The sequence below is a fragment of the Terriglobales bacterium genome, from assembly GCA_035543055.1.
Taxonomy (GTDB): Bacteria; Acidobacteriota; Terriglobia; order Terriglobales; family Acidobacteriaceae; genus JAIQFD01.
In genome coordinates this window covers 16,336-41,122 of record DATKKJ010000037.1, presented here as the reverse complement: position 1 = coordinate 41,122, position 24,787 = coordinate 16,336, and the positions used below count along the sequence as shown (strand labels likewise).

At 64.8% G+C, this 24,787-nt stretch carries 22 protein-coding genes; 12 read left to right on the top strand and 10 right to left on the bottom strand.

Annotation, left to right across the window (positions count from 1 at the left end; translation table 11 throughout):
* A partial coding sequence (locus tag VMS96_02755; GenBank protein ID HVP42321.1) for an aminotransferase class III-fold pyridoxal phosphate-dependent enzyme occupies positions 1-467 on the bottom strand: 467 nt, incomplete at its 3' end.
* 77 nt (positions 468-544) lie between these two features.
* On the opposite strand from VMS96_02755, the gene VMS96_02750 reads away from it, so the two are divergent.
* The 5 genes from VMS96_02750 to galU are packed head-to-tail and all read left to right on the top strand — an operon-like array spanning position 545 to position 6,139.
* Complete coding sequence (locus tag VMS96_02750; protein ID HVP42320.1) at positions 545-1,159, top strand: sterol desaturase family protein; 615 nt, start codon at positions 545-547, stop codon at positions 1,157-1,159.
* Complete coding sequence (mfd, locus tag VMS96_02745) at positions 1,159-4,692, top strand: transcription-repair coupling factor (GenBank protein ID HVP42319.1); 3,534 nt, start codon at positions 1,159-1,161, stop codon at positions 4,690-4,692. Before VMS96_02750 ends, mfd begins: the two co-directional genes overlap by 1 nt.
* A gap of 35 nt (positions 4,693-4,727) precedes the next feature.
* A complete protein-coding gene (locus VMS96_02740) occupies positions 4,728-4,973 on the top strand; it encodes a DUF4160 domain-containing protein (GenBank protein ID HVP42318.1) in 246 nt (81 codons plus the stop codon).
* A complete protein-coding gene (locus VMS96_02735; GenBank protein ID HVP42317.1) occupies positions 4,945-5,262 on the top strand; it encodes a DUF2442 domain-containing protein in 318 nt (105 codons plus the stop codon). Before VMS96_02740 ends, VMS96_02735 begins: the two co-directional genes overlap by 29 nt.
* Before the next feature lies 1 nt (position 5,263).
* Entirely contained in the window at positions 5,264-6,139 is an 876-nt protein-coding gene (galU, locus tag VMS96_02730) for a UTP--glucose-1-phosphate uridylyltransferase GalU (GenBank protein HVP42316.1), read from the top strand.
* A gap of 87 nt (positions 6,140-6,226) precedes the next feature.
* Here the strand turns inward: galU and VMS96_02725 are convergent, their stop codons facing one another.
* The 5 genes from VMS96_02725 to VMS96_02705 all read right to left on the bottom strand — a co-directional run bounded on the left by VMS96_02725 (position 6,227) and on the right by VMS96_02705 (position 10,416).
* The gene (locus tag VMS96_02725; protein ID HVP42315.1) at positions 6,227-6,721 is read right to left on the bottom strand and encodes a DinB family protein; all 495 of its coding nucleotides are present in this window, start codon (positions 6,719-6,721) and stop codon (positions 6,227-6,229) included.
* A complete protein-coding gene (gene purE / locus VMS96_02720; protein ID HVP42314.1) occupies positions 6,718-7,227 on the bottom strand; it encodes a 5-(carboxyamino)imidazole ribonucleotide mutase in 510 nt (169 codons plus the stop codon). Before purE ends, VMS96_02725 begins: the two co-directional genes overlap by 4 nt.
* A 6-nt stretch (positions 7,228-7,233) precedes the next feature.
* Complete coding sequence (gene purD / locus VMS96_02715) at positions 7,234-8,511, bottom strand: phosphoribosylamine--glycine ligase (GenBank protein ID HVP42313.1); 1,278 nt, start codon at positions 8,509-8,511, stop codon at positions 7,234-7,236.
* Between the two features lie 80 nt (positions 8,512-8,591).
* Positions 8,592-9,014: a universal stress protein gene (locus VMS96_02710; GenBank protein HVP42312.1), complete on the bottom strand. Its 423-nt coding sequence runs from the start codon at positions 9,012-9,014 to the stop codon at positions 8,592-8,594.
* A gap of 19 nt (positions 9,015-9,033) precedes the next feature.
* Positions 9,034-10,416 carry an Nramp family divalent metal transporter gene (locus VMS96_02705; GenBank protein ID HVP42311.1) on the bottom strand — a complete coding sequence of 461 codons (1,383 nt, stop codon included), beginning with the start codon at positions 10,414-10,416 and terminating at the stop codon, positions 9,034-9,036.
* A gap of 157 nt (positions 10,417-10,573) precedes the next feature.
* Between VMS96_02705 and acnA the strand changes: the two genes are divergently transcribed.
* Positions 10,574-13,273, top strand: a complete 2,700-nt coding sequence (gene acnA, locus VMS96_02700) for an aconitate hydratase AcnA (protein HVP42310.1) — start codon at positions 10,574-10,576, stop codon at positions 13,271-13,273.
* Between the two features lie 94 nt (positions 13,274-13,367).
* Here acnA and VMS96_02695 read toward each other — a convergent pair whose 3' ends face one another.
* Positions 13,368-14,309 (bottom strand): deiodinase-like protein, encoded by a 942-nt coding sequence (locus VMS96_02695; protein ID HVP42309.1) that lies wholly within the window; start codon positions 14,307-14,309, stop codon positions 13,368-13,370.
* Between the two features lie 2 nt (positions 14,310-14,311).
* Between VMS96_02695 and VMS96_02690 the strand changes: the two genes are divergently transcribed.
* The 4 genes from VMS96_02690 to VMS96_02675 all read left to right on the top strand — a co-directional run bounded on the left by VMS96_02690 (position 14,312) and on the right by VMS96_02675 (position 16,784).
* Entirely contained in the window at positions 14,312-15,100 is a 789-nt protein-coding gene (locus tag VMS96_02690) for a redoxin domain-containing protein (protein HVP42308.1), read from the top strand.
* 303 nt (positions 15,101-15,403) lie between these two features.
* Positions 15,404-15,604 (top strand): cold-shock protein, encoded by a 201-nt coding sequence (locus VMS96_02685; GenBank protein HVP42307.1) that lies wholly within the window; start codon positions 15,404-15,406, stop codon positions 15,602-15,604.
* 240 nt (positions 15,605-15,844) lie between these two features.
* A complete protein-coding gene (locus VMS96_02680) occupies positions 15,845-16,426 on the top strand; it encodes a hypothetical protein (GenBank protein ID HVP42306.1) in 582 nt (193 codons plus the stop codon).
* The gene (locus VMS96_02675; GenBank protein HVP42305.1) at positions 16,419-16,784 is read left to right on the top strand and encodes a response regulator; all 366 of its coding nucleotides are present in this window, start codon (positions 16,419-16,421) and stop codon (positions 16,782-16,784) included. The genes VMS96_02680 and VMS96_02675 overlap by 8 nt, the downstream gene beginning before the upstream one ends.
* Here VMS96_02675 and VMS96_02670 read toward each other — a convergent pair.
* From VMS96_02670 to VMS96_02660, 3 genes are all read right to left on the bottom strand, one after another.
* Positions 16,781-18,430: a radical SAM protein gene (locus VMS96_02670; GenBank protein HVP42304.1), complete on the bottom strand. Its 1,650-nt coding sequence runs from the start codon at positions 18,428-18,430 to the stop codon at positions 16,781-16,783. The genes VMS96_02675 and VMS96_02670 overlap by 4 nt on opposite strands.
* Positions 18,431-18,571: 141 nt before the next feature.
* Entirely contained in the window at positions 18,572-19,828 is a 1,257-nt protein-coding gene (locus VMS96_02665; protein HVP42303.1) for an ABC transporter permease, read from the bottom strand.
* Positions 19,825-21,051 (bottom strand): ABC transporter permease, encoded by a 1,227-nt coding sequence (locus VMS96_02660; GenBank protein HVP42302.1) that lies wholly within the window; start codon positions 21,049-21,051, stop codon positions 19,825-19,827. Before VMS96_02660 ends, VMS96_02665 begins: the two co-directional genes overlap by 4 nt.
* 148 nt (positions 21,052-21,199) lie before the next feature.
* Here VMS96_02660 and VMS96_02655 point away from each other — a divergent pair, with 148 nt between their 5' ends.
* Together VMS96_02655 and VMS96_02650 are read left to right on the top strand one after the other, a co-directional pair.
* On the top strand, positions 21,200-22,423 hold the full coding sequence (locus VMS96_02655) for a S41 family peptidase (GenBank protein ID HVP42301.1): 1,224 nt from the start codon (positions 21,200-21,202) through the stop codon (positions 22,421-22,423).
* 134 nt (positions 22,424-22,557) lie between these two features.
* Positions 22,558-24,780: a PBP1A family penicillin-binding protein gene (locus VMS96_02650; GenBank protein HVP42300.1), complete on the top strand. Its 2,223-nt coding sequence runs from the start codon at positions 22,558-22,560 to the stop codon at positions 24,778-24,780.
* Positions 24,781-24,787: the final 7 nt, after the last annotated feature.

Sequence of the window (24,787 nt, the reverse complement as noted above, 5' to 3'; positions counted from 1 at the left end):
GCGTCGGAGTGCCCGTGATAGCAACCTTCGAATTTGACGATGTACTTGCGCTGGGTGGCTCCGCGGGCCAGGCGGATGGCCGACATCGTGGCCTCCGTCCCCGAGCTGACGAAGCGCACCTTCTCCATCGAGGGATAGGCTTCGAGCACCAGTTCGGCCAGGTCGGCTTCCGCCGGCGTGCTGGCGCCGAAGCTGGAGCCGTTCCTGTTGGCCTCGGCGATGGCCGCGACGACGGCGGGGAAGGCGTGGCCCAGGATCAGCGGCCCCCAGGAGAGCACGTAATCGATGTACTCGTTGCCGTCGGCGTCGTACATGCGCGAGCCGGCGCCGCGCACGATGTAGGGCGGATCCCCGCCCACGGCGCGGAACGCGCGCACCGGCGAATCCACCCCGCCGGGAATGAGCTTTTCGGCCTTTTCTTGGAGTTCGCGGGACTTCTCGAGTTTGCGGGAGGCGCTCACAGTCATGGCGACGCTAGGCTGAGAACCATCTAATATAGCAGGCAGGGAGCGGGAGACGCCCTGACGGGCGTCTCTACCGGAAGATGTCTTCGGCAGTCCAATCCGAGATCGTTTCCTTGCGGCGCGGGCGCGCCATCAACACCCGGAATGCGGTCACCGCCGCTCTGTGCGGCGTGGTCCCCGCCGCGATCTTCGCCGCGCAGAGCCTTCCGAGTGCCGCGATGTGGGCGGCCGGGCTGGTGATCGGCTTCCTCTGGGCCAATGGCTTCGAGTACGCGCTGCACCGCTGGCCGCTGCACTGGCCTGGCACCTGGACCGGCGACGGACACATGCTGCACCACGCCTCGCTGGGCCGTCCGGAAGAGCCGCTCTATGTGAATCTCGCGGGTCGCCCGCTGTTCGTCATCGGGATGTTCGTGCTGAACATCTGGCCGTTCGCCCTGGCCGACTACTACCTGCGCCTGAACCTGGTTCCCGGCGTGCTCATCAGCTTCGCGGTTTATTTCATCGTGACCGAAGAAATCCATTGGCGCTTCCACATGGGCGGTTGGCTGCCGCGCTGGCTGGATGCGGCCCGAGCCCGCCACATGCGGCATCATGACGTCCCCTCCACCGACTTCGCCATCTTCTGGCCGCTGTTCGACGTGCTACTGCGGACCACGGCCCCGCGTCCGCCAACTGTTAGAATGAATCCGTAATGGTCCTGCCGTTCGTCCGCGAACTCTTCGCGGACGTGGAAAAGAGCCCTGAAATCGCGCGTGCGGCCCCCCACCTCCGGGCCGGCGCGGGGCGGATACGTGTCTCCGGGCTGACCCCTACGGCGAAGGCGCTCTACGCGGCACTGCTGCACCGCGCCGCCGGCGTACCCCTGATCCTGGTGGTTTCCGATAACCGCGCGGCCGAGACCGTGCTTCCGGTGCTGCAGGCGTTCTGCGAGTTGACCGGCGCCGCCGATCCGGCCGCCGTCGTCAACCTGCCCTGCTACGACGTGCTTCCGTACGAGAACCTGTCGCCCCATCCGGAGATCCAGGAGCAGCGCGCGATCGCCCTGTGGAAGATGGCGACCGGCGCTGCCTCGATCGTCGTGACCCCGGTGTGCGCCACCGCTATGCGCATGCGACCGCCGGATTTCTATGCCGGGTTGGCGCGCGTCATCCGGCGCGGCGAAGAGATCGATACTGAGCACCTCATCGAGCACCTCAACACCGTTGGATACATCGCGGTGGATGTGGTGGAAATGCCCGGGCAGTACGCGCTGCGCGGCGGGATCCTCGACGTCTATCCCCCCGACGCCGACCGGCCGCTGCGCGTCGAATTCTTCGGCGACGAGGTCGAATCGATCCGCAGGTTCGATCCCGCGACCCAGCGTTCGCAGAACCCGGCCGATGAGGCCGTGCTCCTGCCGCTGACCGAGACCCCGGTGACCGAGGAATTGCTGGCCGCGGTGCATGGCCGATTGTCGGGCCGGCGGCTCGCCGGCAGCGCCGAGCTGCTGCAAGAGGCGGCCGTGGCCGGCGGGGTCAGCGTCTTCCCCGGCTGGGAGTTCTACGCTTCCTTGGCTGGGGCGGATACGACGCTCTTCCAGTTGCTTCCCACGGTGGCCGTCCTGGTGGACGAGCCGGCCACGGTGAACAATGAACTGGACCGCTGGTGGGAGAAGGTCATCCAGGCACACGAGCAGAGCGGCGTGGGCGAGCTGGCCCGTCCGGATGAGCTCTATCTGGCGCCCGAGTCGTGGCGGGAACGGGTGGCAACCCTGCCGGGCGGCTCGCTGGAACAGCTAGGGCTGGAGCAGCCGAGCGACATACTACATTTGTCGTTTACATCGCAGCCCACCACCCGTTTCCGGGGCTCGATGCCGGCCATGGTGGAAGAACTCAAGAAGCTGACCAGCGAGGGCCGGCGGGTGCTCTTCGCCGCCGCCAACATCGGCGAAGTCGAGCGCCTGGCTGACATCTTCGGCGAGTACGGCGTCCCCTTCCGGCTGGGCAGCCGGGCCCATGCCGCCGCTGCCGATCCCTACCTGGAGGAAAGCGCGTATTTCGCCCAGGAGGTTACAACTACAATTGTAGTAAAAGCGACCATTCCAAACGGCGTGGCGCTGCCCGACGCGGGGCTCATCCTCTTCGGCTACGGCGACCTGTTCGAGGAGTCCGAGGCGGTGCTCACCCGCCCCGTCCGCCCGAAGTCGAAGACCTCGGCCTTCCTCTCCGACTTCCGTGACCTGCAGGTCGGCGACTATGTGGTGCACATCGAACACGGCATCGGCGAGTACCAGGGCCTGAAGGAGATCCAGCAGGCGGACACGGCGGTCGAGTTCATGGTGCTGGAGTACGCCGAGGGCGCCCGTCTGTACGTGCCCTTGACCCGCCTTGACCTGGTGCAGAAGTATCGTTCCGCCGAGGGCGCCAAGCCGGTCTTGAGCCGCCTGGGCACCGCCACCTGGGCCAAGACCAAAGCGCGGGTCAAAAAGGCCATGCAGGACATGGCCGACGAGCTGCTCAAGCTCTACGCCCAGCGCAAGCTGGCAGAGGGCCATGCCTTCCCCACGGATTCCGAATGGCAGCGGGAATTCGACGACGCCTTTGAGCACCAGGAAACCGAGGACCAGGAGCAGGCCATCACCGATGTGAAGCGCGACATGCAGTCGCCGCAGCCCATGGACCGTCTGATCGTCGGCGACGTCGGCTACGGCAAGACCGAGGTGGCGATGCGGGCCGCCTTCAAGGCGGTGGGCGACAACAAGCAGGTCGCCGTGCTGGCGCCCACCACGGTGCTGGCGTTCCAGCACTACCAGACGTTCAAGCAGCGCTTCGCCGCCTTCCCCATCGCGGTCGAGATGCTCAGCCGTTTCCGCTCGTCCAGGCAGCAGAAGGAGATCGTAGAAAAGGTCGAGCAGGGCAAGGTGGACATCCTGATCGGCACGCACCGCCTGCTCTCCAAGGACCTGAAGTTCACCGACCTGGGGCTGGTGGTGGTGGACGAGGAGCAGCGCTTCGGGGTCAAGCACAAGGAGCGGCTGAAGCAGCTCAAGAAGGAAGTGGACGTGCTGACGCTTTCGGCCACACCCATCCCGCGCACGCTGCACATGTCGCTGACCGGGCTGCGGGACATGAGCGTGATCGAGACGCCGCCGCGCGACCGCATCGCCATCCAGACGGTGGTCGCCGCCTTCGACGAAAAGCTGATCAAGACCGCCATCGAACACGAGCTGGAGCGCGGCGGCCAGGCGTACTTCGTGCACAACCGGGTGGAGACGATCTACGAGATCGCGGCCAAGGTGCAGGAACTGGCCCCGCAGGCGCGGGTGATCGTCGGGCACGGGCAGATGTCGGAGGGCGAACTGGAGAAGGTGATGCTGACCTTCATCCAGCACGAGGCGGATGTGCTGGTAGCGACCACCATCATCGAGAACGGCCTCGACATCCCGCTGTGCAACACCATCGTCGTCAACCGGGCGGACCGGCACGGGCTCTCGGAGCTGTACCAGCTGCGCGGGCGCGTGGGGCGCTCGAACCGGCGGGCGTACGCGTATCTGCTGGTCCCGCCCGAAGCCGAGCTGACACCGCTGGCGCGGCGGCGGCTGGCGGCGCTGAAGGAGTTCTCCGATCTGGGAGCCGGCTTCAAGATCGCCGCCCTGGACCTGGAGCTACGCGGGGCAGGCAACTTGCTGGGAGGCCAGCAGAGCGGACATATCGACGCCGTCGGCTTCGAGCTGTACACCACCATGCTGGAGCGCACGGTGCGCGAGCTCAAAGGCGAGGAAGTGCTCGCCGAGGTCGAGACCCAACTCAACCTGGGCATCAATATCCGCATCCCAGCGGAGTACATCCGGGAGGAGAACCAGCGTTTGCGCATGTACAAGCGCGCCGCCGCGGTGGCGAGCGAGGCGCAGCTCGAGGACGTGCGCGCGGAGCTGGAGGACCGCTACGGCGAGCCGCCGGCGGCGGTGCGGCACCTGCTGGAGTACGCCGCACTCAAGCTGCTGTGCAGGCAGGTGGGAGTGACGGCCATCGACCGGCGGCGCGAAGTGGTCAATGTCAAGTTCGCGGAGAGCGCGGCGGTGGACCCGGAGAAGCTGGCGCGCTTCGTGGCCCAGAACCGCGGCGCCCAGTTCAGCCCCAGCGGCGTGCTCAAGTTCCAACTCGCATCCACCAGCGCGGAAGAGGTGCTGGGGCGCTTACGTGCGCTGCTGGAGGAGCTGTCGGTGCCCAAGATCGCAGCCGATTGAGGTCGGCAAAGGCGGCTGGCGTAGAATGCGGGCGCATGCCGACCGTGCTCAGAGTCGGGCCGTATCGGTTCTACTTCTTCAGTCACGAGCCGAACGAACCGCCACACGTGCACGTCGATCGGGAGAAGTTCTCCGCGAAGTTCTGGCTCGATCCGGTTGCACTGGCCCGGAACTTAGGGTTTTCCGCTGCAGAGCTGCGCAGGATAGAATCGATCGTCCGAGAACACCGGGCGACACTGCTGGAGGCATGGCATGGGTATTTTGGCGCTGCAGGCGGATGAGCGCGTTGCCGACGTGAAAGTCACGAGCGACGACCTTGTCGTGCGGCTTATGGACGGACGCAGCATCAGTGTCCCCCTGGTGTGGTATCCGCGCTTGCTGAACGCTTCTGCCCGGCAGCGCCGCCAGTGGCGCATCTCCGCCGGAGGCTACGGCATCCATTGGCCGGAAATCGATGAAGACCTGAGCGTCGAAGGATTGCTGCGAGGAGCCCCAGCTCCTCCTGAGGGTCGCAAGCGAGCGACCCGCAACAAGAATGGCGAACGCCGCCGCATCCCCGCCCCGAGATAGCATGAAAGTCCGCAAAGCCGTTTTCCCCGCTGCCGGCCTGGGCACGCGCTTCCTGCCCGCCACCAAGGCGCAGCCCAAAGAGATGCTGCCGCTGGTGGACAAGCCCATCATCCAGTACGGGGTCGAAGAGGCGCTGGCTGCCGGCTGCGACCAGATCATCATCGTCACCGGCCGCGGCAAGCGCGCCATCGAGGACCACTTCGACGTCAGCTATGAGCTGGAGAAGATGCTGGAGGAGAAGGGCAAGACCGAGCTGCTCACGGTGGTGCGCCAGATCTCCGACATGATCCACGTGGCTTACGTGCGCCAGAAGGAGGCCCTGGGCCTGGGGCACGCCGTGCTGATGGCGCGGGAACTGGTCGGCGATGAGCCCTTCGCCGTGCTGCTGGCCGACGACGTGATCGATGCGCCCACCCCCTGCCTGAAGCAGATGATGGAGGTCTTCAACCAGACCCAGTCGTCGGTGATCGCCACCCAGGTGGTGGAGGGGCCGGCAATCTCGCTCTACGGCGTCATCGATCCTAAGGACTCCGGCTCGCGCTTCGGTGAGAACGTGGTCGAGATCAAGAACGTGGTGGAGAAACCGAAGATGAAGGATGCGCCCTCCAAACTGGCGGTGATCGGGCGCTACATCCTGACGCCGCGCATCTTCGAGATGCTGGAGCGCACCCCGCTGGGCGCCGGCGGTGAGCTGCAACTCACCGACGGCATGCGCCTGCTGCTGCAGCAGGAGAAGATGTACGGGTTCCGCTTCCAGGGCAAGCGCCACGACACCGGCGACAAGCTGGGCTTCCTGAAAGCCACGGTGGAGTTCGCGCTCCAGCGGACGGACCTGGGTGAGGATTTCCGCGCATATCTGAAGACACTGAAGCTCTGATTGGGTAATCGGGTAATTGGGTAATTGGAACACGGACGGGTGCATGGCAATTACTCAATCACCCAATTTCCCAATTACTCAATCTCTTCACTCCATCGCGTCGGAGAGCAGGAAGTCGTGCATCCAGTCCTGCTTATAGCCCTTGAGGCGCAGGGTGTTGGCCATCTGGGCCCAGTGGCGGACGCCGTGCAGCAGGGCATGGATCAGGCACTTGCGCTTGCTGGCCGTCAGGGTGCCGGCGGTGATGGTGGGGAAGGTCAGGACCTTGGCCATGTCGCGCTCGTTGGTCTGCGCCAGCCACTGGTCCATGTTCTTGCGCGCCCGGGCATGGATGCCGAACAGCTCGTCCAGCGTCCCGGTGGGCAGCTTCTCGTAGGCGGTCACTTCGGTCTCGAGCAACCGCTCGGAGTAGCGCAACTCGACGGCGAAGATGTGCAGCAGCACCCCGCGCACGTCTTTCTGGTTCGCGGTGTCGAAGGGGACGTCGAGGATCCCCGGCCCGGCGCTATTCAGGAAGTGGTGCCACTTGGCGGTTTCCAACTCGGTGTAACGCAGTAATTCTTTGAAGCTGACGCCGCTCATTTCCTTGCCGAGCCTCGCAACTTCGCCGACTTCTCTTCCACGCCCCGGGCGAGCTTCTCCTTGTGGGCCTGCATTTTCCTGGCGATCTCCGGGTCGGCGGTGGCCAGGATCTGCGCCGCCAGGATGCCGGCATTGGTGGCCCCCGCCTTGCCGACAGCGACGGTCGCGACCGGGATGCCGGCGGGCATCTGCACGATGGCCAGCAGGGAATCCAGCCCTTGCAGCGAAGTGGAAGGGATGGGCACACCAATGACCGGCAGCGTACTCTCGGCGGCGATGACTCCGGCCAGGTGAGCGGCGCCACCGGCGCCGGCAACGATCACCTTGATGCCCCGCCCCGCGGCCTCGCGCGCGTACTTGCTGGTGCGCGCGGGCGAGCGATGCGCCGAGGTGACATCGATCTCGTAGGGAATGCCGAAGCCGTCCAGGGCCTTGGCACATTCCTGCATGATCTCCAGGTCCGAGTCCGAGCCCATGACGATGGAGACTACCGGCTTTTTGTCCATGTCTCTCTATGCCTTCTGCTTCATTGCCCGGGCGGCGATGTCCTTGCGGTAGTGCATCCCTTCGAATTGGATGCGATCGACGGCCTCATAGACTCGCGCCAAGGCGGTGGGCAGATCGGCGGCCCGCGCCGTCACTCCCAGCACGCGGCCGCCGGCGGTGTAGAACCCGCCGTCGCGGTACGACGTGCCGGCGTGGAACACGGCCGTGCCCTCGACCTTGGCCGCCTGCTCCAACCCGGTGATCTTCTTCCCCGACTCGTAGGCACCCGGATAGCCGCCGGATGCCAGCACCACGCAGACCGACGGGTCCTTCGCCCAGCGGAAGTCTCCCTCGCTGGCGCGCCCTCCGATGGCGGCCTCGATGGCGTCCACCAGGTCGGATTCCAGGCGCATCAAGATGGGCTGGGTCTCGGGGTCGCCGAAGCGGCAGTTGAATTCCAGCACCATGGGCCCGCGCGCGGTCATCATCAGCCCGCAGTAGAGAATGCCCTTGTACGGATGCCCTTCGGCGGCCATACCGGCCACCACCGGCTTGGCGATGTGCGTGATCAGCCAGCCCTGCATCTTGGGATCGAGCAGCGCATCGGTCGAGTACGCGCCCATGCCGCCGGTATTGGGTCCGCTGTCGTTGTCGCCCACGCGCTTGTGGTCCTGGGCCGCCACCAGCGGCACCACGCGCTCCCCGTCGCTCATCACCAGAAACGAGAGCTCCTCGCCCTGCAGGCATTCTTCGAGCACGACCTTGACGCCGGCGTCACCCAGCATCTTGCCGCTGAGCATCTCGGCCGCGACCGCGGTGGCCTCGTCCTTGGTGGCGGTGATCACCACGCCTTTGCCTGCCGCCAGGCCGTCGGCTTTCACCACGATGGGAGGCTTGAAGTGCGGCAACGCGCCCTTCACTTCGTCATTGGACTTGCAGACCGCGTAATGGGCGGTGGGAATGTGGTGCCGCTGCATGAATTCCTTGGCGAAGCTCTTGCTCGATTCCAGCTGCGCCGCGCCGGCCGTGGGGCCGAACACCGCGAAGCTGCGCTTTTGGAATTCATCCACCACGCCCAGGGCGAGCGGAAGCTCGGGCCCGACCACCGTCAGGTCGGGGCGCACCTGGTTGGCGACGCCGAGGAGCGCGTCCACGCTCTTGACGTCGCCGGCGACACATTCGGCGTCGCGGCAGATGCCGCCATTCCCCGGGACGCACACCACCTGCTGCACCCGCGGCGACTGCCGCAGCTTCCACACCAGCGCGTGCTCGCGCCCGCCGCTTCCGATGACAAGGACCTTCATGGCTTGAAAAGAAAACAAGGTTAGGCGTCCGCCGGTGCGGGTGTCAATCGCGAGAGGAAGGCTGCGCGTTTGGCCCGCGGCTACTTCGTCTTTGCCCGGAGCAGAAGAACGGGGACGCTGATGCTGTGTTGCACGCGACTGGCAGTGGTGCCGAGGAACAGATCGGCAAGGAAGCGATGCCCGTGGGTGCTCATCGCCACCAGGTCGCAGCCCTTCTGCTCCACCCACTTGACGATCTCCCGAGCGGGCTCGCCGTAGGCCAGCTCGGCTTCAGCGGGAACGCCGGCGGCCTGGAATTCCGCTCGCACTTTTTGCAAGTACTCGGTGTCTTCGGCGATCTCGGGACTGACGGCGTCGGGGCCGTATTGTCTCGCCGCCCACCCATCCGCCACATGGAGCAACACCACGCGGCTGTTCGCCAGCTTCGCCAGACGTTTGACGTGCTCGATGATCGCCCGGTCGGTGGGCGTGCTGTCGAGCGTCACGAGGATGGTGTCGTACATGACCTTTTCCGTTGAGAAGCTATCCGCCGGCGATCACCTGCCACGCGGCCCGGAGGGAGGCAGGAAGGCCATAGAGGTCCATGGCGGTGATGAGAATAGCACTCCCCCAACCGGCGACCAGCAGCAAACGGCTGTTCCTCCATGGCCCCATGCGCTTGCGCGAGCTGGTGAAATGCAGCAGGGGAAACATGGCGAAAGGAAGCTGCAGCGCCAGCACGACCTGGCTGAGAGTGAGCAGGTCGGTGACGCCGCTGTTGCCCCGCAAGCCGATGATGAAGACCGCGGGCAGGATGGCCAGGGTGCGCGTGATGAGCCGCCTCAGCCACGGCTGGATCCGCCAGCGCATGAAGCCTTCCATCACCACCTGTCCGGCCAGCGTCCCGGTGATCGTGCTGCTTTGCCCACTGGCCAGCAAGGCCACCGCGAACAGCGTGCTGGCGGCGGCCGTCCCCAACAAGGGAGCCAGGGTCAAGTATGCGACCCGGATCCAATCACTGTTCGCGCTGAAGGTGACCACCTGGCCGCCGGCGGCCACGACGCTGGCCTTGCCGAAGAACACGGTCGCCGCCAGCACCAGGATGGCCGCGTTCACGAAGAAAGCGATGGTCAGGGCCACGATGGAGTCAATGGTGTTAAATCGGATCGCGCTGCGGATGGAGTGTTCGTCCCGCTGCAGCCTGCGGCTCTGCACCAGCGCCGAGTGCAGGTACAGGTTGTGCGGCATGACGGTGGCGCCGATGATCCCGACCGCGACGTAGATCATCCCGTATTGACGGAAATTCGGCGAGACCAGCGCCCGCCCCATCTCCCAAAAGGCGGGCTTGGTCTGCGGAAGAACGAACAGCTCGATAAAGTAACAAATGCCGATGGTGGCCACCAGCAGCACCACGACGGCCTCGATGGTGCGCATGCCAAAGCGTTGCAAGGCCAGGAGCAGCAGCACATCGAGGCCGGTGATGATCACCGCCCACAGCAGCGGGATGTGAAACAGCAGGTTGAGCGCGACGGCGCTGCCCAGGACCTCGGCTAGGTCACAGGCGCCGATGGCGACTTCGCCCAGCAACCAGTTGGGCCAGCGGGTCCAGGGCGGATACCAGTCGCGACAGCATTGCGCCAGGTCCTTTCCGGTCACCACTCCCAGTCGGGCTGAGATGATCTGCATGAAGATGGCCATCAGGCTGGCCAGGCCGACCACCCACAGAAGGCCGTACTTGAACTGTGCGCCCGCCTGAAGGTCGGTCCCCCAGTTGCCGGGATCCATGTAGCCCACGCTGATGAGAATGGCCGGGCCGACGAAGGCCCGCCACTGCTCCCAGAAGCCGGCTTCATGGTGCGGCACCGCGACCGTGCTGTGCACGCCCTCCAGCGAGCGTGGACCGTCGTAGGGAATGTGGTCAGTCATGGCGCTTCATCGATGCAGCTCGGTGGCAGTCTAGCACCCTGCCCTCGGCCGCATGTGACGGCGCGTCCATTCAACCCCCTCCTGAATCTATAGAATCAGCGTTCCTGAAGTGGTAGTGTAAGAGGTTTGATACCGCCCTTCATGAAGGTTTGTAGCCATGCAGAACAGTTTCGGAAGTCGCTCTTCCCTCCGCGTCGGCAATAAGGAATACGAGATCCACCGCATCGATGCCCTCGACAGGCAGGGCCTGTCCACCAACCGGCTGCCCTACTCGCTGCGCATCCTGCTGGAGAATCTGCTGCGCACCGAAAACGGCCGTTCGGTTATGCCGGAGGACATCCGCGCCCTGGCGCAGTGGGACGCCGCCGCCACCCCCAGCACCGAGATCGCCTTCACCCCCAGCCGCGTGCTGCTGCAGGATTTTACCGGCGTGCCCGCGGTGGTGGACCTGGCCGCCATGCGCGACGCCATGAGGAAGATGGGCGGCGATCCCGGGCTGATCAATCCGCTCTCGCCTGCCGAACTGGTCATCGACCACTCGGTGCAGGTGGACGAGTTCGGGACGCCGCAGGCGCTGCAGATCAACGCCGACCTCGAATTCCAGCGCAACCGCGAGCGCTACCAATTTCTGCGCTGGGGGCAGTCGGCCTTCAAGAATTTCCGGGTGGTGCCGCCCGACATGGGCATCGTGCACCAGGTCAACCTCGAGTATCTGGCGCGGGTGGTGTTCGTGAAGCAGAACGGGCAGCCCACCGCCTACCCCGACACCCTCGTGGGCACCGACTCCCACACCACCATGATCAACGGCCTGGGCGTGCTCGGGTGGGGGGTCGGCGGCATCGAGGCCGAGGCCGCGCTGCTCGGCCAGCCGGTTTCCATGCTCATCCCGCAGGTGGTCGGCTTCAAGCTGACCGGCCAGTTGCGCGAAGGCTCCACCGCTACCGACCTGGTGCTCACCGTCACCGAGATGCTGCGCAAGAAGGGCGTGGTCGGGAAGTTTGTAGAGTATTACGGCTCGGGGCTCGACAACCTGCCGCTGGCCGACCGCGCCACCATCGCCAACATGGCTCCCGAGTACGGCGCCACCTGCGGCATCTTCCCGGTGGACGAGGAGACGCTGCGCTTCCTGCGCTTTACCGGCCGCCCGCCCGACCTCATCGCCCTGGTCGAGGCCTACTACAAGGAGCAGGGCCTGTTCCGCACCAAGGAGTCGCCGGAGGCCAAGTACTCCGACACGCTCACGCTCGATCTCTCCATCGTCGAGCCCAGCATCGCCGGCCCCAAGCGCCCGCAGGACCGGGTCGGGCTCTTCCAGGCGAAGTCCAACTTCCAGCAGGCGCTGCCTTCGCTGCTCAAGCCCAACGCGAAGAAGGATGGCTCGGGCGACGGCAAGCTGCACAATGGCTCGGTGGTCATCGCGGCCATCACCAGCTGCACCAACACCTCGAATCCGTCAGTGATGGTTGCCGCCGGCATCCTAGCGAAGAAAGCGGTGGAGAAAGGACTCGCCACCAAGCCCTGGGTGAAGACGTCGCTGGCTCCGGGTTCGCGCGTCGTCACCGACTACTACAAGCGCGCCGGCCTGACGCCTTATCTCGATCAGCTCAAGTTCAACACCGTAGGGTATGGCTGCACCACCTGCATCGGGAATTCCGGTCCGCTCCCGGCCGACGTCTCCAAGCAGATCCAGGACAACGACCTGGTTGCCGTGTCCGTGCTCAGCGGCAACCGCAATTTCGAGGGCCGCATCAACGCCGAGGTCCGCGCCAACTACCTGATGTCGCCGCCGCTGGTGGTGGCCTTCGCCCTGGCCGGGCGCATCGACATCGACCTAGCCAACGAACCGCTCGGCCAGGGGAAGGACGGCAAGCCGGTCTTCCTGAAAGACGTCTGGCCCACGCAGCGCGAGGTGGCCGACACCATCCAGAAGGCGCTTGGCTCCGACATGTTCCAGCAGAACTACTCGCAGGTGTTCGCAGGCGACGAGCGCTGGAAGAACATGCAGGTTCCCAGCGGCGAGACCTTCGCCTGGGACCCCAAGTCCACCTACGTCAAGCATCCGCCGTACTTCGTGGACATGCCGCACACTCCGCCGGCGGTGGAAGACATCAAGGACGGGCGCGTGCTGCTCAAGCTCGGCCACAGCATCACCACCGACCACATCTCGCCTGCCGGCTCCATCAAGCCCGACAGCCCGGCCGGCAAGTACCTCGTCGGCCACGGCGTTGCGGTCAAGGATTTCAACTCCTACGGCTCGCGCCGCGGCAACCACGAGGTGATGGTGCGCGGTACCTTCGCCAACGTCCGGCTGCGCAACCAGGTCGCCCCTGGCACCGAAGGCGGATGGACCCGCCACTTCCCCGACGGCGAGACCATGACCGTCTTCGACGCTTCGGTGAAGTATGAGCAGGAAGGCGTGCCGCTCATCGTCCTGGCCGGCAAAGAGTACGGCTCGGGCTCCTCGCGCGACTGGGCCGCGAAAGGACCGCGACTGCTCGGCATCCGCGCCGTCATCGCCGAATCGTACGAGCGCATCCACCGCTCCAACCTGGTGGGCATGGGCATCGTGCCGCTGGAATTCCTGGGCGGCGCCACCGCCGACTCCCTCGGCCTTTCCGGCGAGGAGTCCTACGACATCGTGGGCCTCAAGGAGCTGGTAGAGAACAACTTCGCTACCGGCCGTGAGGTCACGGTCCGTGCCACCGGGCCCGCCGGCGTCAAGGAGTTCCGCGCTCTGGTGCGCATCGATACTCCGCAGGAAACGCTCTACTACCGCCACGGCGGCATCCTGCAGTACGTGTTGCGGCAGTTGCTGGCCGGCAGGCCGAAGCCGGAGGTGGTCAGCGCCGGGAGGTAGTTCTCAGTCCTCGGTTGTCAGTTCGCAGATAGGAAAGCGCCTCCTCGCGGAGGCGCTTGTTTTGTATCTGAGGACCGAGGACTGAGAACCAGGACTAGATCCCCACCGGCTCGTAATCGTCCGTCCCGGTCGCCGTTCGTTTGGGTTTGCGCTGTGTGGGCGCCTGGTGGACGTCGTAGGGCAGGTCGCGCTGCCATCTCTGCTGGCGCAGTTTCTTGCCGGCCAGCAGACCGGCGGTGAGCGCGCCCGCGGCCAAGGCTGCCGCCGCGATCGCCTTGCCCGGATTCATGGCCACGGGCCGCACTACGCGGCTGGCGGTCAGGAAGGCACGTCCCGGCAGGCCCATGGATTCGCGAAAGTCCGCAAGCGACCTTTGGCCGCCGCGCTCCAGCGCCCGATAGGCATGGATGACCGCATACGAGACCGGCATGGAGCGGTCTTCCCCGCTATTGACCACGGCGTGATCCACGCCGCGCTCGCGCTGTCGTTCCAGCAGGGCTTCCAGGGCGTCCTCCACCACTCCAGGCTGCGTCCACAGGCAGCGGAAGGCGACGCGTCCCGACTTGTCGATCAGGTAGGTGGGATTCGGGAGCTTGCCGTACCTGCGGTGGATGGGCCCGCTCAGCTCGTCCACCACGATCGGCATCTCGATCTGCTCTTCTGCTTGGAGGATCTGCGCCGCCCGCACCTTGTCCTTCATCTCTTGGTGGGCGGGGATCTCTTCGCCGGGGTGGGCCTCGCGCACATAGACGAAGAGGAATCGCACGTCTTCGCCGCGGTACACCTCGCAGAGCTTGTTCATGCCGCCGATCGAACCTGCGGTCATCGGGCAGGTGGCCGACCCAAAAGTCACCACGACGTTCCGGTCGCCCCGGAAGTCGCTGAGTCTGATCTTGTCGCCGTCCAGGGTGCGCCCTTCGAAGTCGGGGGCCTTTTCGCCCGGTTCCGGGCCTCCCGCCGACCTACAGGCCTCCATGTCCTTCACCAGCAGGTCGCGCGTGAACTTCTCGTAGTTGTAGGAGCTGAAGCCGAACAAGGATGCCTCCTCTCGGGTTCCGATGCCGCGCTGTTCCGCTCGCGTTATCTGGAAAACGTGCAGGGGAATCATACGCTCCGGAGAGGTTCCGTGCCCCGCGTGTGTGTGGGCCGGGAATCTTCTTCACCAGCGGGGTGCTCTCGGTATTCTTCGTCAACGATGTCGTGTGCCTGGTGATGGTGCCGTTCCTGGGCGCTCTGGTTGTGGTGGATCGGCTAGCCTGTGACTTGTCCCTTTTTTCCCCGCTGACTACAATCGAATGTTCGCCATCGATTGGCGGACGAAGCAGTAGTGCGGAGGAACCCCGAATGGCGTTGAAAGTCGGTGAAATGGCGCCGGACTTCGAGGTCCCTGCGGTCGTCGGCGACAAGAGGCAGAAGGTAAAGCTGAGCGACTTCAAGGGCAAGAAGCATGTCGTCCTGGCCTTTTATCCTCTTGATTGGACCCCGGTTTGAACCGCACAGATGCCGGCGTATAACGCGGACCTCGACAAGTTCGCCGGCTTCGATGCCCAGGTCGTGGGCATAAGCGTGGACTCGATCCCCAGCCACATCGCGTGGCAGAAGAAAGATATCGGCTTGCTGAACTATCCCCTGGGCAGCGATTTCTATCCCCATGGCTCGGTGGCACAGAAGTTCGGCGTGCTGCGGCAGGGCGACCCCATCCCCGGCATCAACGAGCGTGCCGTGTTCATCATCGATAAGGGAGGGAAGGTCGTCTTCAGCAAGATCTATCCCCTCGACCAGCAGCCCGACAACGAGGATGTGTTCGAGGTGTTGCGCAAGCTGTAGAGGAAGTACTCAGTACTCGGTACTCGGTACGCAGTGAAAGAGGGTGAAGGGCAGGTTGTGTGACCCGCCCTTCCTATTATCTTCAGGGTATTCGTGACTTCAGTGCCGGCGTTGTCGGCGCAGGCGGGGGAATCTATTTCTTGCCGGCCGCCGAATTCGCTAGGAGAATCTGCATCTTCCCTGTATGATAAGGCTGCGTTTGAAGTGAAGCGGTTGTGCGCAAGTTTCTCTCACGAGTTTCCTGCCTGCAGTACCCTCCGATTCAGTCTCAGCGTAAATCACAAAAAGAGAAAAGAGTTACAAATGGAACAAGGAACAGTGAAGTGGTTTAACGACGCCAAAGGGTTCGGCTTTATCAGCCGGCAGAATGGCGAAGACGTGTTCGTGCATTTCTCGGCCATCCAGGCGAGCGGTTTCCGCAGCCTGCAGGAAGGCCAGGCCGTGCAGTTCACGGTGACCAAGGGTCCGAAGGGACTCCAGGCAGAGAACGTTCAGCCGCTCTAAATCGCGGTGTAGAAGGTTCGAAAGGGCGGCTGTGAAGCCGCCCTTTCATTCTCCACGGCGGCGTTGACGCCCTCCGAATTCTGCCGGAAGGCATCGCTCGCAGCGTATACTCGGGTCACCGCTTAACCACGAAGACACATCGCCTATCCCACCTTGCGCCTTCGCGATTGAACCGGCCCGCACCAGATGCGGGACAAGCATCGGACGGACCGCTCTCCTGGTCCGGGAAATGAGAAACTCGTGGACAACGTGCAAGAGATGGTGAGGCCTGCCTCACCGGAGCCGGGCATGGTGCCGGTGGGCATCGGCAACGACCGCGTGCTGCTGGTGGACGCCGATCCGAGGAAGCGCAAGCTGCGGCTGGCGAGTATGACGCGCATGGGAATCAGTGTATGCTGCGCCACCGACGCCGCCCAGGCGCGAGTCATGGTGCGGGAGTCACCCTACGCGCTGGTGCTGATCGATCTGCCGCGTGACCGGCAAGCCGCGCTGAAGCTGCGCGCCGACATGAAGGAAGACCGACCGGGACAATCGGTTCGCTTCTTCGTCGGAAAACCATCGTACCTGGGGTTGAACCCCTTGCATGAGCATGAGTCTCCCGAGGCCGGCCCGGCTGATCCCAGGAAGAGGGTTCACGCTCTCATCGCCAAGACCTGCGACGGACTTCCCGGACGGGGACGGTTGCTGGAAGCCGCTTGGCGAATGACGCTCCTGCGCCGAGAGCGATGTGGTCCAGCGCCCAGTCCTACCATGGAAGGCTCTGCGCAATCCTCCTTCGCCGAGGCCGTGCGCCATGCGGAGAAAGAATCCAGGGATGAGTGACAACTCCGCGGCAAAGATCCTGCTGGTGGATGACAACTCAAAGGCGCGCAAGCTCCGCGCCCTGATGCTGCTCACGCACGGTTATGCAGTCGATACCGTCGGCTCACTGGCTGATCTGGGCCGCCCGTGGGAAGATGGGCGCTATGGCCTGGTGCTGCTCAGCATGGCTTCCCGCAAGGGGCGGGAAATCGATGCCTGGAAAAGCATCCAGCGCGACCATCCCGCCCAGGGGTTCATGTTCGTACTCAGCGCTTCCCAGCGGCTGTGCCCGCTATTCTTCAATGGTGACCAGATCCGGGACGAGGAACTCTCGGATTCCTTCCTGCAAAGGGTCGAGGCGGCGCTTTCGCTTGTCTAGACTGAGGCCCAATTCCTGCGCTCCAGGATGGTGGGCGGCTCGTAGGTGACGCCCGCGGCCAGGCGCTTCTCCTCGCGCTTGTGCATCCACAGGATGGCGGGGCCGATCACGCCCGCCAGCAGGCGGGTCCGCAGGACCCCGAACTCCCGCGACAGCTCGCGACGCAAGGAACGGATCTTCGCGCTCACCGGGGGATTCTGCTTCCTCAGACGCTTCTCCATCGCCCACAGCAGCCAGGCGTAAGTCGCTTTCAGGTCGCGCGCCTCCCACTCGAAGCGACGGCGCACCCGCTCGTCGGGGTGGTCCTTGTAGCGCTTCCAGCCCTCGAGCGTCGTGCGGCAGACGCGGAACAGGCTGGGGCCGTTGCGCTCAAAATCGCGGCGAAAAGCCCAGTCGAGGAAGCGCTTGGAATCGCCGTGCGAGATGGCGGCGTGCCGGAAGTTGAACTTGAATTGGCCGTGGATGTCGGCCAGGTCCATGTGCTCGAGCAGCCGGCCTTCCTCCTTCATCTGTTCATACAGAGGCGTGCCCGGCACCGGCGTGTAGAGCATGAACTGGTGGAAGTCGGTGTCGTGGGAGACGGCGAACTCGATCTCTTCTTCGATGTTCTGGGGCGTGTGGTGCTCCATGCCCACGATGGTGGAGCCCAGCACCTTGATGCCGTGCGCGCGCAGCTCGCGGGCCAGCGCCAGGGTGTCGGTGCCGTTCAGCTTGGCGTATCCGGAGCGCGGCGACTCCAGCCCCAGCCAGATCCAGGAGATCCCCAACTCCACCAGCTCCTCCATGGTGTACTTGCGGATGGCGTTGGCCGAGGAAAAGACGTAGAAGATCCACGCCTTCCCGTGCTCCTTCATGCGCTGCAGGAGCTGCAGCGCCCGCTGATGATTGAGCAGGAAGTTCTCGTCCATGACGAAGAACGACTGCACCCCCAGGGCGGCCTCGATGTCGCACAGCACCTGGAAGAGCTCGTCACCGGTCTCGTAGAAGTTCACGGACTTGCCTTTGCCGCCGAAGAACGCGGAGGTGGTGCAGAAGTTGCAGCCCATGGGACAGCCGACCGAGGGGATGAAGGTGGCGGCGGTGCCGCCGGCGCGCTCCCGATCTCGCACGCCCATCACCTGGGCGCCGAAGGCGGAGATGATGTGCGGGTGGCGGATAGGCGCGTGCTCGTCTTCGCCCAGGTAGCGCCGCATCCAGGCGATGCCTTCGCCCTTCACGATGTGGTCGGCGTCGATCATGTGCTCCAGCCCGGGAACGGCGGCAACGTGCCCGCCCACGATGATCGTGCTCCCCGGCGACAGCTCCCGCACCATGCGGCACATCTCCCGCACTTTGCGCAGATTCACGATGATGGAGCTGATGCCGACGATGTCATAGCGCTCCCGGCTGAGCTCCTCGGCGAGCCTCTCCCGCGTGGGGAAATCCAATACCGTGCAGGGGGCGGAGATATTGTGCTGGATCATGGTGATCCCCCAGGAGCGGTGGAACATGCGCAGGGAGAACGCGCCCTGGGCGCGGGTCACCTGGTTCTGGAAGAGCTCCATGGGATTGATGGCGCGGCTGCCGAACTCGTCGTCGCGCGCGTACGGGCCAAACACGCTGGTGAGCAGGATGCGGGCGTTCGAACCTTTGGGATGTTGTTCCATGTATCAAGCCGGAAGCTGCTCAGTGAGCTGGAGGCAGCGTTTCCCGTCCTGCAAGCATGACGTGTCGCCGGCACACAATGCTGTGACGGCCGTCAGGTTTACAAAAAGATTACATAAGGAGGCGGGACGGGGGCGGCGAGGTTATTCGTAGCGCAGGCAGACGATGGGGTCGAGGTTGGCGGCGCGGTTTGCCGGGTAAGAACCGAAGAACAGGCCGACACCCACGGACATGGCCACGCCGGCGGCGACCCAGAACAACGAGACGGTAGCAGGCACGGATGCGAAGGCGTTGCGCACAACCGCGGCGACGACGATGCCGATCATGATGCCGAGCGCGCCGCCAGTGCTGGTCAGGAGCACCGATTCCAGCAGGAACTGCACCCGGATGTCGGACTTGCGGGCGCCCATGGCGCGCCGCACACCGATCTCGCGGGTGCGTTCGGTGACCGAGATCAGCATGATATTCATCACCCCGATGCCGCCCACCAACAGGCCGACGGAGCTGATCACGCCGGTCAGAATGACCAGTGCGCCGGTGAGCTGGTTCCAAAGCTGGGTCAGGAAATCGGAGGAGATGACCTCGAAATCGCTGTCCTGGTCGTGGCGCAGGTGGCGGATGCGGCGCATCGCCTCGGTGACCTCGTCCACCCCCCGTTGCGGGTCGCCGTTCCGCGGAATCGTGAAGGCGATGTGGGTCTCCTTCGACTCCGGATAGTTCTTCTGGAAGTTGGACAACGGGATCATCACGAAGGCATCCACGCCACCGCCCCCGAACAGCCCAGGGTCCTTTTCAAAGACGCCGATCACTTCGTACAGCCTGCCGTTCAAGTAAGCGGTCTTCCCGACCGGATCGGCATTGGGGAAGAGGGAATCAGCGACCGCCGCCCCCAGGACCGCGACGTCGCGCGCGTGCTCCTCATCGAAGCGGGAGAGGAAACGGCCCTCGCTGACCGAGAACAGGGGGATGGCGTCCACATAATCCGGCTGGGCGCCCCGCAGGATGACTCGTTCCACGCGCTTGTCGCCCACGTGCATCTCGTTGCTCTGGCCGAAGAAGAAGGCCCGGGTCTTGAAGGGGGTAGCAAGCTCGATGTCGGGGCAGGCGCTACGCAGGTATTCCGCGTGGCCGACCTCGAGATAGCGGCGAGAGCGCATCTTCTCGGGCAGCCGGTCGGGCGGCTGCCCGAAGGGGATGCGCGAGATGAAGTAGGTCCGCGAGCCGAACGACTCGACCCGCTTCTGGATGTACAGGTTCAGGCCGTCGATGATGGAAGCTACCGAGATCACCGAGGTCACGCCGATGACGATGCCCAGCACGGTCAGCCCGGAGCGCACCTTGTGGCCGCGCAAGGTGGCCAGAGCGTTCAGCAGGTTCTCCTTGAGGTCGTGGCGCGTCATTCCGCCCTCAGGGCCTCCACCGGATCAAGGCGCGCCGCGCGGGTCGCAGGATAGATGCCGAAGAACAGGCCGATGGCGGAACTGAGGACCAGTCCGAGGATCGCCACCCAGGTCTGCACCGCCGCCGGGAAAGAAGTGAAATTGCGCAGCATCACCGCGCAGGTGAAGCCGCCCAGGATGCCGGCGGCCCCCCCGATGATGCACTGCAGGACGCTTTCCAGCAGGAACTGCCGCCGGATGTCGCGCTGGGTGGCGCCGACCGCGCGGCGCACGCCGATCTCCTTGGTGCGCTCGGTCACGCTCACCAGCATCACGTTCATGATCACGATCCCGCCGACCACGGCGGAGATCGCGCTCACCATCACGAAGACGGCGAAAAAGGCGCCGCTGATGGAGTTCCACAAGGAGATGTAGCTCTCCTTGGTGCCGATGAAGAAGTCTTCGGGCTGGCCGGGCTGGAGGTGCCGGCGTCCGCGCAGGATGAGGCGGGCTTCGTCCATCGCCTTGTTGAAGGGCACGCCGGACCCGGCCGCCTTCACGTTGATGGTGAGGCTGGAGCGGCTGCCGAACTGGCGCAGATAAGAGCGCAGCGGGACGATCATGAAATTGTCCTGCTCCTGGCCGAGTACCGAGCCGATGCGCTCGCAGGTGCCGACGACGCGGAACTCCTCATTGTTCACCCGCAGCACCCGGCCCAGCGGATCGACCCCGGGGAAGAACTGGTCCACGAGCGTCTGCCCGACGATGGCCACGTTGGCCATGCCACGGTCCTCCGAGTCGCTGAAGTAGCGGCCGAGCTCGATGGTGCGGGTGTCGATCTCCGCCATGTTGGCGGTGTGCCCGATGATGCTGATGTCGCTGAGCTCTTTGTCCTGGTAACGCACGTGCACGGTGGCGGAGGCCGAGGCCCCGACCAGCACGCAACTGGTGCAGCGTTCCGACACCGCGCGCAGGTCGTCCATCTCGACGCGCTTGTAGCGCAGCGCCTTGATGACCGCGTCCCAGTCGGTGACCACGAAGGGGGTCCTGGCCATCTGGAACACGTCCGTGCCCAGGTTCGCGATCTTGCTCTCGACATAGAGGTTCGCGCCCTGGACGATGGTCATGACCGCGATCAGGGTGGCGACTCCCATCATCAGACCGAGGATGGTCAGCGAGGCGCGCAGCTTGTGGGCGCGCAGCGCGCCTACGCTTTGGCCGAGGATGTCGTCGAGCCGGGACACAGGTGTTCCGGAGCCAGAATATTCCTTCGGAGAAGGGAAAAAACAGAGAAACGCCGATCACTCCAGAAGCGTCTATTGAGTAGGCCCGAGCAGCCGCGGCCCGGGTTATAATCGAGTCACAAGGGGACCGCCCGCGAAAGATTTCCTGATGTCCAAAAGCCTGAAGGTAGCAGTTCTGAGCATCTCCGTGGTCGTCGTGCTGGTTGCCGTAGTCGGCGGCCTGGGAGTGAAGGCCTCGAGCGACGATGGCGCGTATCGCCAGCTCGGCGTGTACAGCGAAGTGCTGTCGCGCATCCGCACCGAATACGTCGAAGACCCCAACATCCCGAAGGTCACCGACGGCGCCCTGCACGGCCTGCTGGAATCGCTCGACGCCAATTCCAGCTACCTGAATCCCGCGCAGTACAAGCAGTACAAGGAGCACAAGAGCGACGGCAAGGGCACCATCGGGGCGGCCGTCTCGAAGCGCTACGGTTACGCGGCAGTGATCTCGACCCTCCCGGGCGGCCCCGCGGACAAGGCGGGGGTGGACACGGGCGACATCATCGAGGCCATCGAGGGCCGCAGTACGCGCGAGATGTCGCTGGCCGAGGTCAACACGCTGCTCAGCGGGCAGCCCGGCTCGAACGTGAGTATCTCCATCGTGCGCACCCGCAAGGTGGAGCCACAGAAGCTCACCATCACCCGGACCATCGTGAGCGTCCCGCCGGCCACGGACAAGCTGCTGGAGGACGGCATCGGCTACATCCGTGTGGACGCCCTTACCAAGGGCAAGGCGCAGGAGATTGCGGCCAAGATCAAGGACCTGCAGAAACAGGGCGCCAAGAAGCTGGTGCTCGACCTGCGCAATGTGGCGATCGGCGAGGAGGAAGAAGGTATCGCGGCCGCCAATCTCTTCCTGAACCACGGGGTCATCACCTACATCCAGGGCCAGAAGTACGGGCGCAAGACCTTTGACGCCGATCCTTCCAAGGCCATCACCAATCTGCCGCCCATGCCGCTGGCGGTGCTGGTGAATCGGGGCACCGCCGGCGCGGCCGAGATCGTGGCCGCCGCCGTGCTCGACAACGCCCGCGGGGACGTGCTCGGCGACAAGACCTTCGGCGTGGGTTCGGTCCAGAACCTCATCAACATGCCCGACGGCTCGGCCCTCATCCTGTCTGTGGCCAAGTACTACACGCCCAACGGCAAGGCCATCCAGGATTCGGCCGTCACGCCGAACATCCTGGTCGCGGACCAGGACGACGAAGCGGTGCTGCCCGACGAGAACGAGACCGAGAGCGTTCCGCCCGAGGAACGCAAGACCAACAAGAACGACGAGCAGCTTAAGCGCGCCATCGATGTGCTGAAGGCGAAGCCGCTGAAGGCGTAGTAACAAGTACCAGGTACCCAGTACCAAGCTGAAGCCGCGGGCGACCGCGGTTTTCGTTTCTCTGGAAAAGCTGACCAGGTACCGGGTACTGGGTGCTGGTGTATTCTGACCGTAGCTCCTCGCGAAGCGCGGCCATGGCCCTTTATTCGGATCTTCCTCCCATCAGTGTAGGCGGACGGAAGTACGTCGGCCGGGTGCTGTTCGCCTTCCTGGTGGTGGCGGCGGCGGCCATCGGGGCCATCGGCGGCCTGCTGGTGGTCTACACCACCGACCTTCCTCAGGTGACGCAACTGGAGCGCTACCGGCCCAGTTCGGTCACCGAGTTGTATGACGACCAGGGCCGCGTGATCGGCTCCTTCGCCCTGCAGCGCCGCGTCATCGCTGCTTACGAGGATTTTCCCAAGTCGCTGCGCGATGCGGTGATCTCCACCGAGGACAAGGACTTCGAGAAGCACTGGGGCATCAATTTCTGGCGCGTCCTGGGCGCCGCCTACCGGGACCTGGTGGCGGGCAGCCGGGCGCAGGGCGCCTCGACGCTGACCATGCAGCTCTCCCGCAACCTGTTCCTCTCCGCCGACCGCACCTACGGCCGCAAGATCCAGGAGATCATGCTGGCCATCCAGATCGAGCGGCGCTTCACCAAGCCCCAGATCTTCACCCTCTACGCCAACCAGATCTTCCTCGGGCACGGCGTGTATGGCTTTGAGGCCGGCGCCCAGTACTACTTCAATAAGCCCGCGCGTCAGCTCGCCCTGGAAGAGGCCGCGGTGCTCGCCGCGCTGCCCAAGGCGCCCAATTACTATTCGCCGATCAACAACCCGGAGCGCTGCGTCCGGCGGCGCAATCTGGTCCTCGACAACATGGTGGAGGACGGCAAGATCACCAAGGAAGAAGGCGAGCGGGCCAAGCGCGCTCCCCTGAAGCTCAACCTGCAGAGCGGGAACAACTGGCTGGCCCCCTATTTCGTCGAGGAGATCCGCCGCTACCTGGAGCGCAAGTACGGCAGCGACGAGGTGCACACCGGAGGCTTGCGGGTGTACACGTCGCTGAACCGGGACCTGCAGGCCACGGCCAACCAGGCGGTGCTGGACGGCGTAGCCGCCTACGAGCGCCGCCACGGCTGGAAGGGCCGGCTCAAGAACGTCATCGCCATGGGGAACACGCTCGATGGCTACTCAGATCCCGACTGGGACCAACCCATCGGGCCCAATTCCTACGTACACGCGCTGGTGACGGCGGCGAGCGACAAATCAGCGACGCTGAAGCTGGGGCGCTACACCGCCAGCATCACCACCGCCGAGATGAAGTGGACCGGCCGCAAGCGGCCGGTCGAGATCCTCTCCGCCGGCGACATCGCGTACGTCAAGGTGCTCTCGCTCGCCGACACCGTCGCCAAGGTCCAGCTGGAGCAGGATTCCGGGGCACAGGGAGCGCTGCTGGCCATCGACAACTCCACCGGCGACATCAAGGCCATGGTCGGCGGGCGCGATTTCGACGAATCCAAGTTCAACCGCTCCACCCAGGCGCTGCGCCAGGTGGGCTCGTCCTTCAAGCCCTACGTCTACACGGCGTTGATCGACAACGGCGGGTCGCCCGACGACGTCGTCCTGGACGCGCCCATCACCTTCCAGACCGCCTCCGGGCCCTACACGCCGCACAACTACGACGGCAAGTTCGAAGGGAACATCACCGTGCGCCGGGCCATCGCCTTCTCCCGCAACATTCCCGCCCTGAAGCTGGAGCAGAAGGTGGGGGTGGAGAAAGTCATCGAGTACGCGCGGCGCTTCGGCATCACCTCCCCGCTGCCCCCGGTGATCCCGCTGGCCCTGGGCGCCGCCGACATCACCCTGTACGAGCAGACCGCCGCCTTCAGCACCTTTCCCAACGACGGCGTCCGTGTCACTCCGCGCTACATCCGCAAAGTGACCGACTACGAAGGCCGGGTGCTGGAGGAGAGCTACACCGAGGTCAAGGATGTCATCAGCGCGCAGACCGCGCGGGTGATGGTCTCGCTGCTTCAGGGCGTGGTGCAGCACGGCACAGCATACGCGGCCAGCACCCTCAAGCACCCGCTGGCCGGCAAGACCGGCACCACCAACGATTTCACCGACGCCTGGTTCATCGGCTTCTCACCCTCGATCACCTGCGGAGTGTGGCTGGGCTTTGACGAGAAGAAGACGCTGGGCAACAAGGAGACAGGCGCCCTGGCAGCGCTGCCCATCTGGATGCAGTTCATGAAGGCCGCCATCGCGGGGCACGAGAAGGAAGACTTCGCCGCCCCGCCCGAGATCCCGCGCGGCATGGCCCTTAAGCTCGATACTCCGGACGTCGCGCCCGGCGACCGCGAAGGCCACTGAAGTCCAG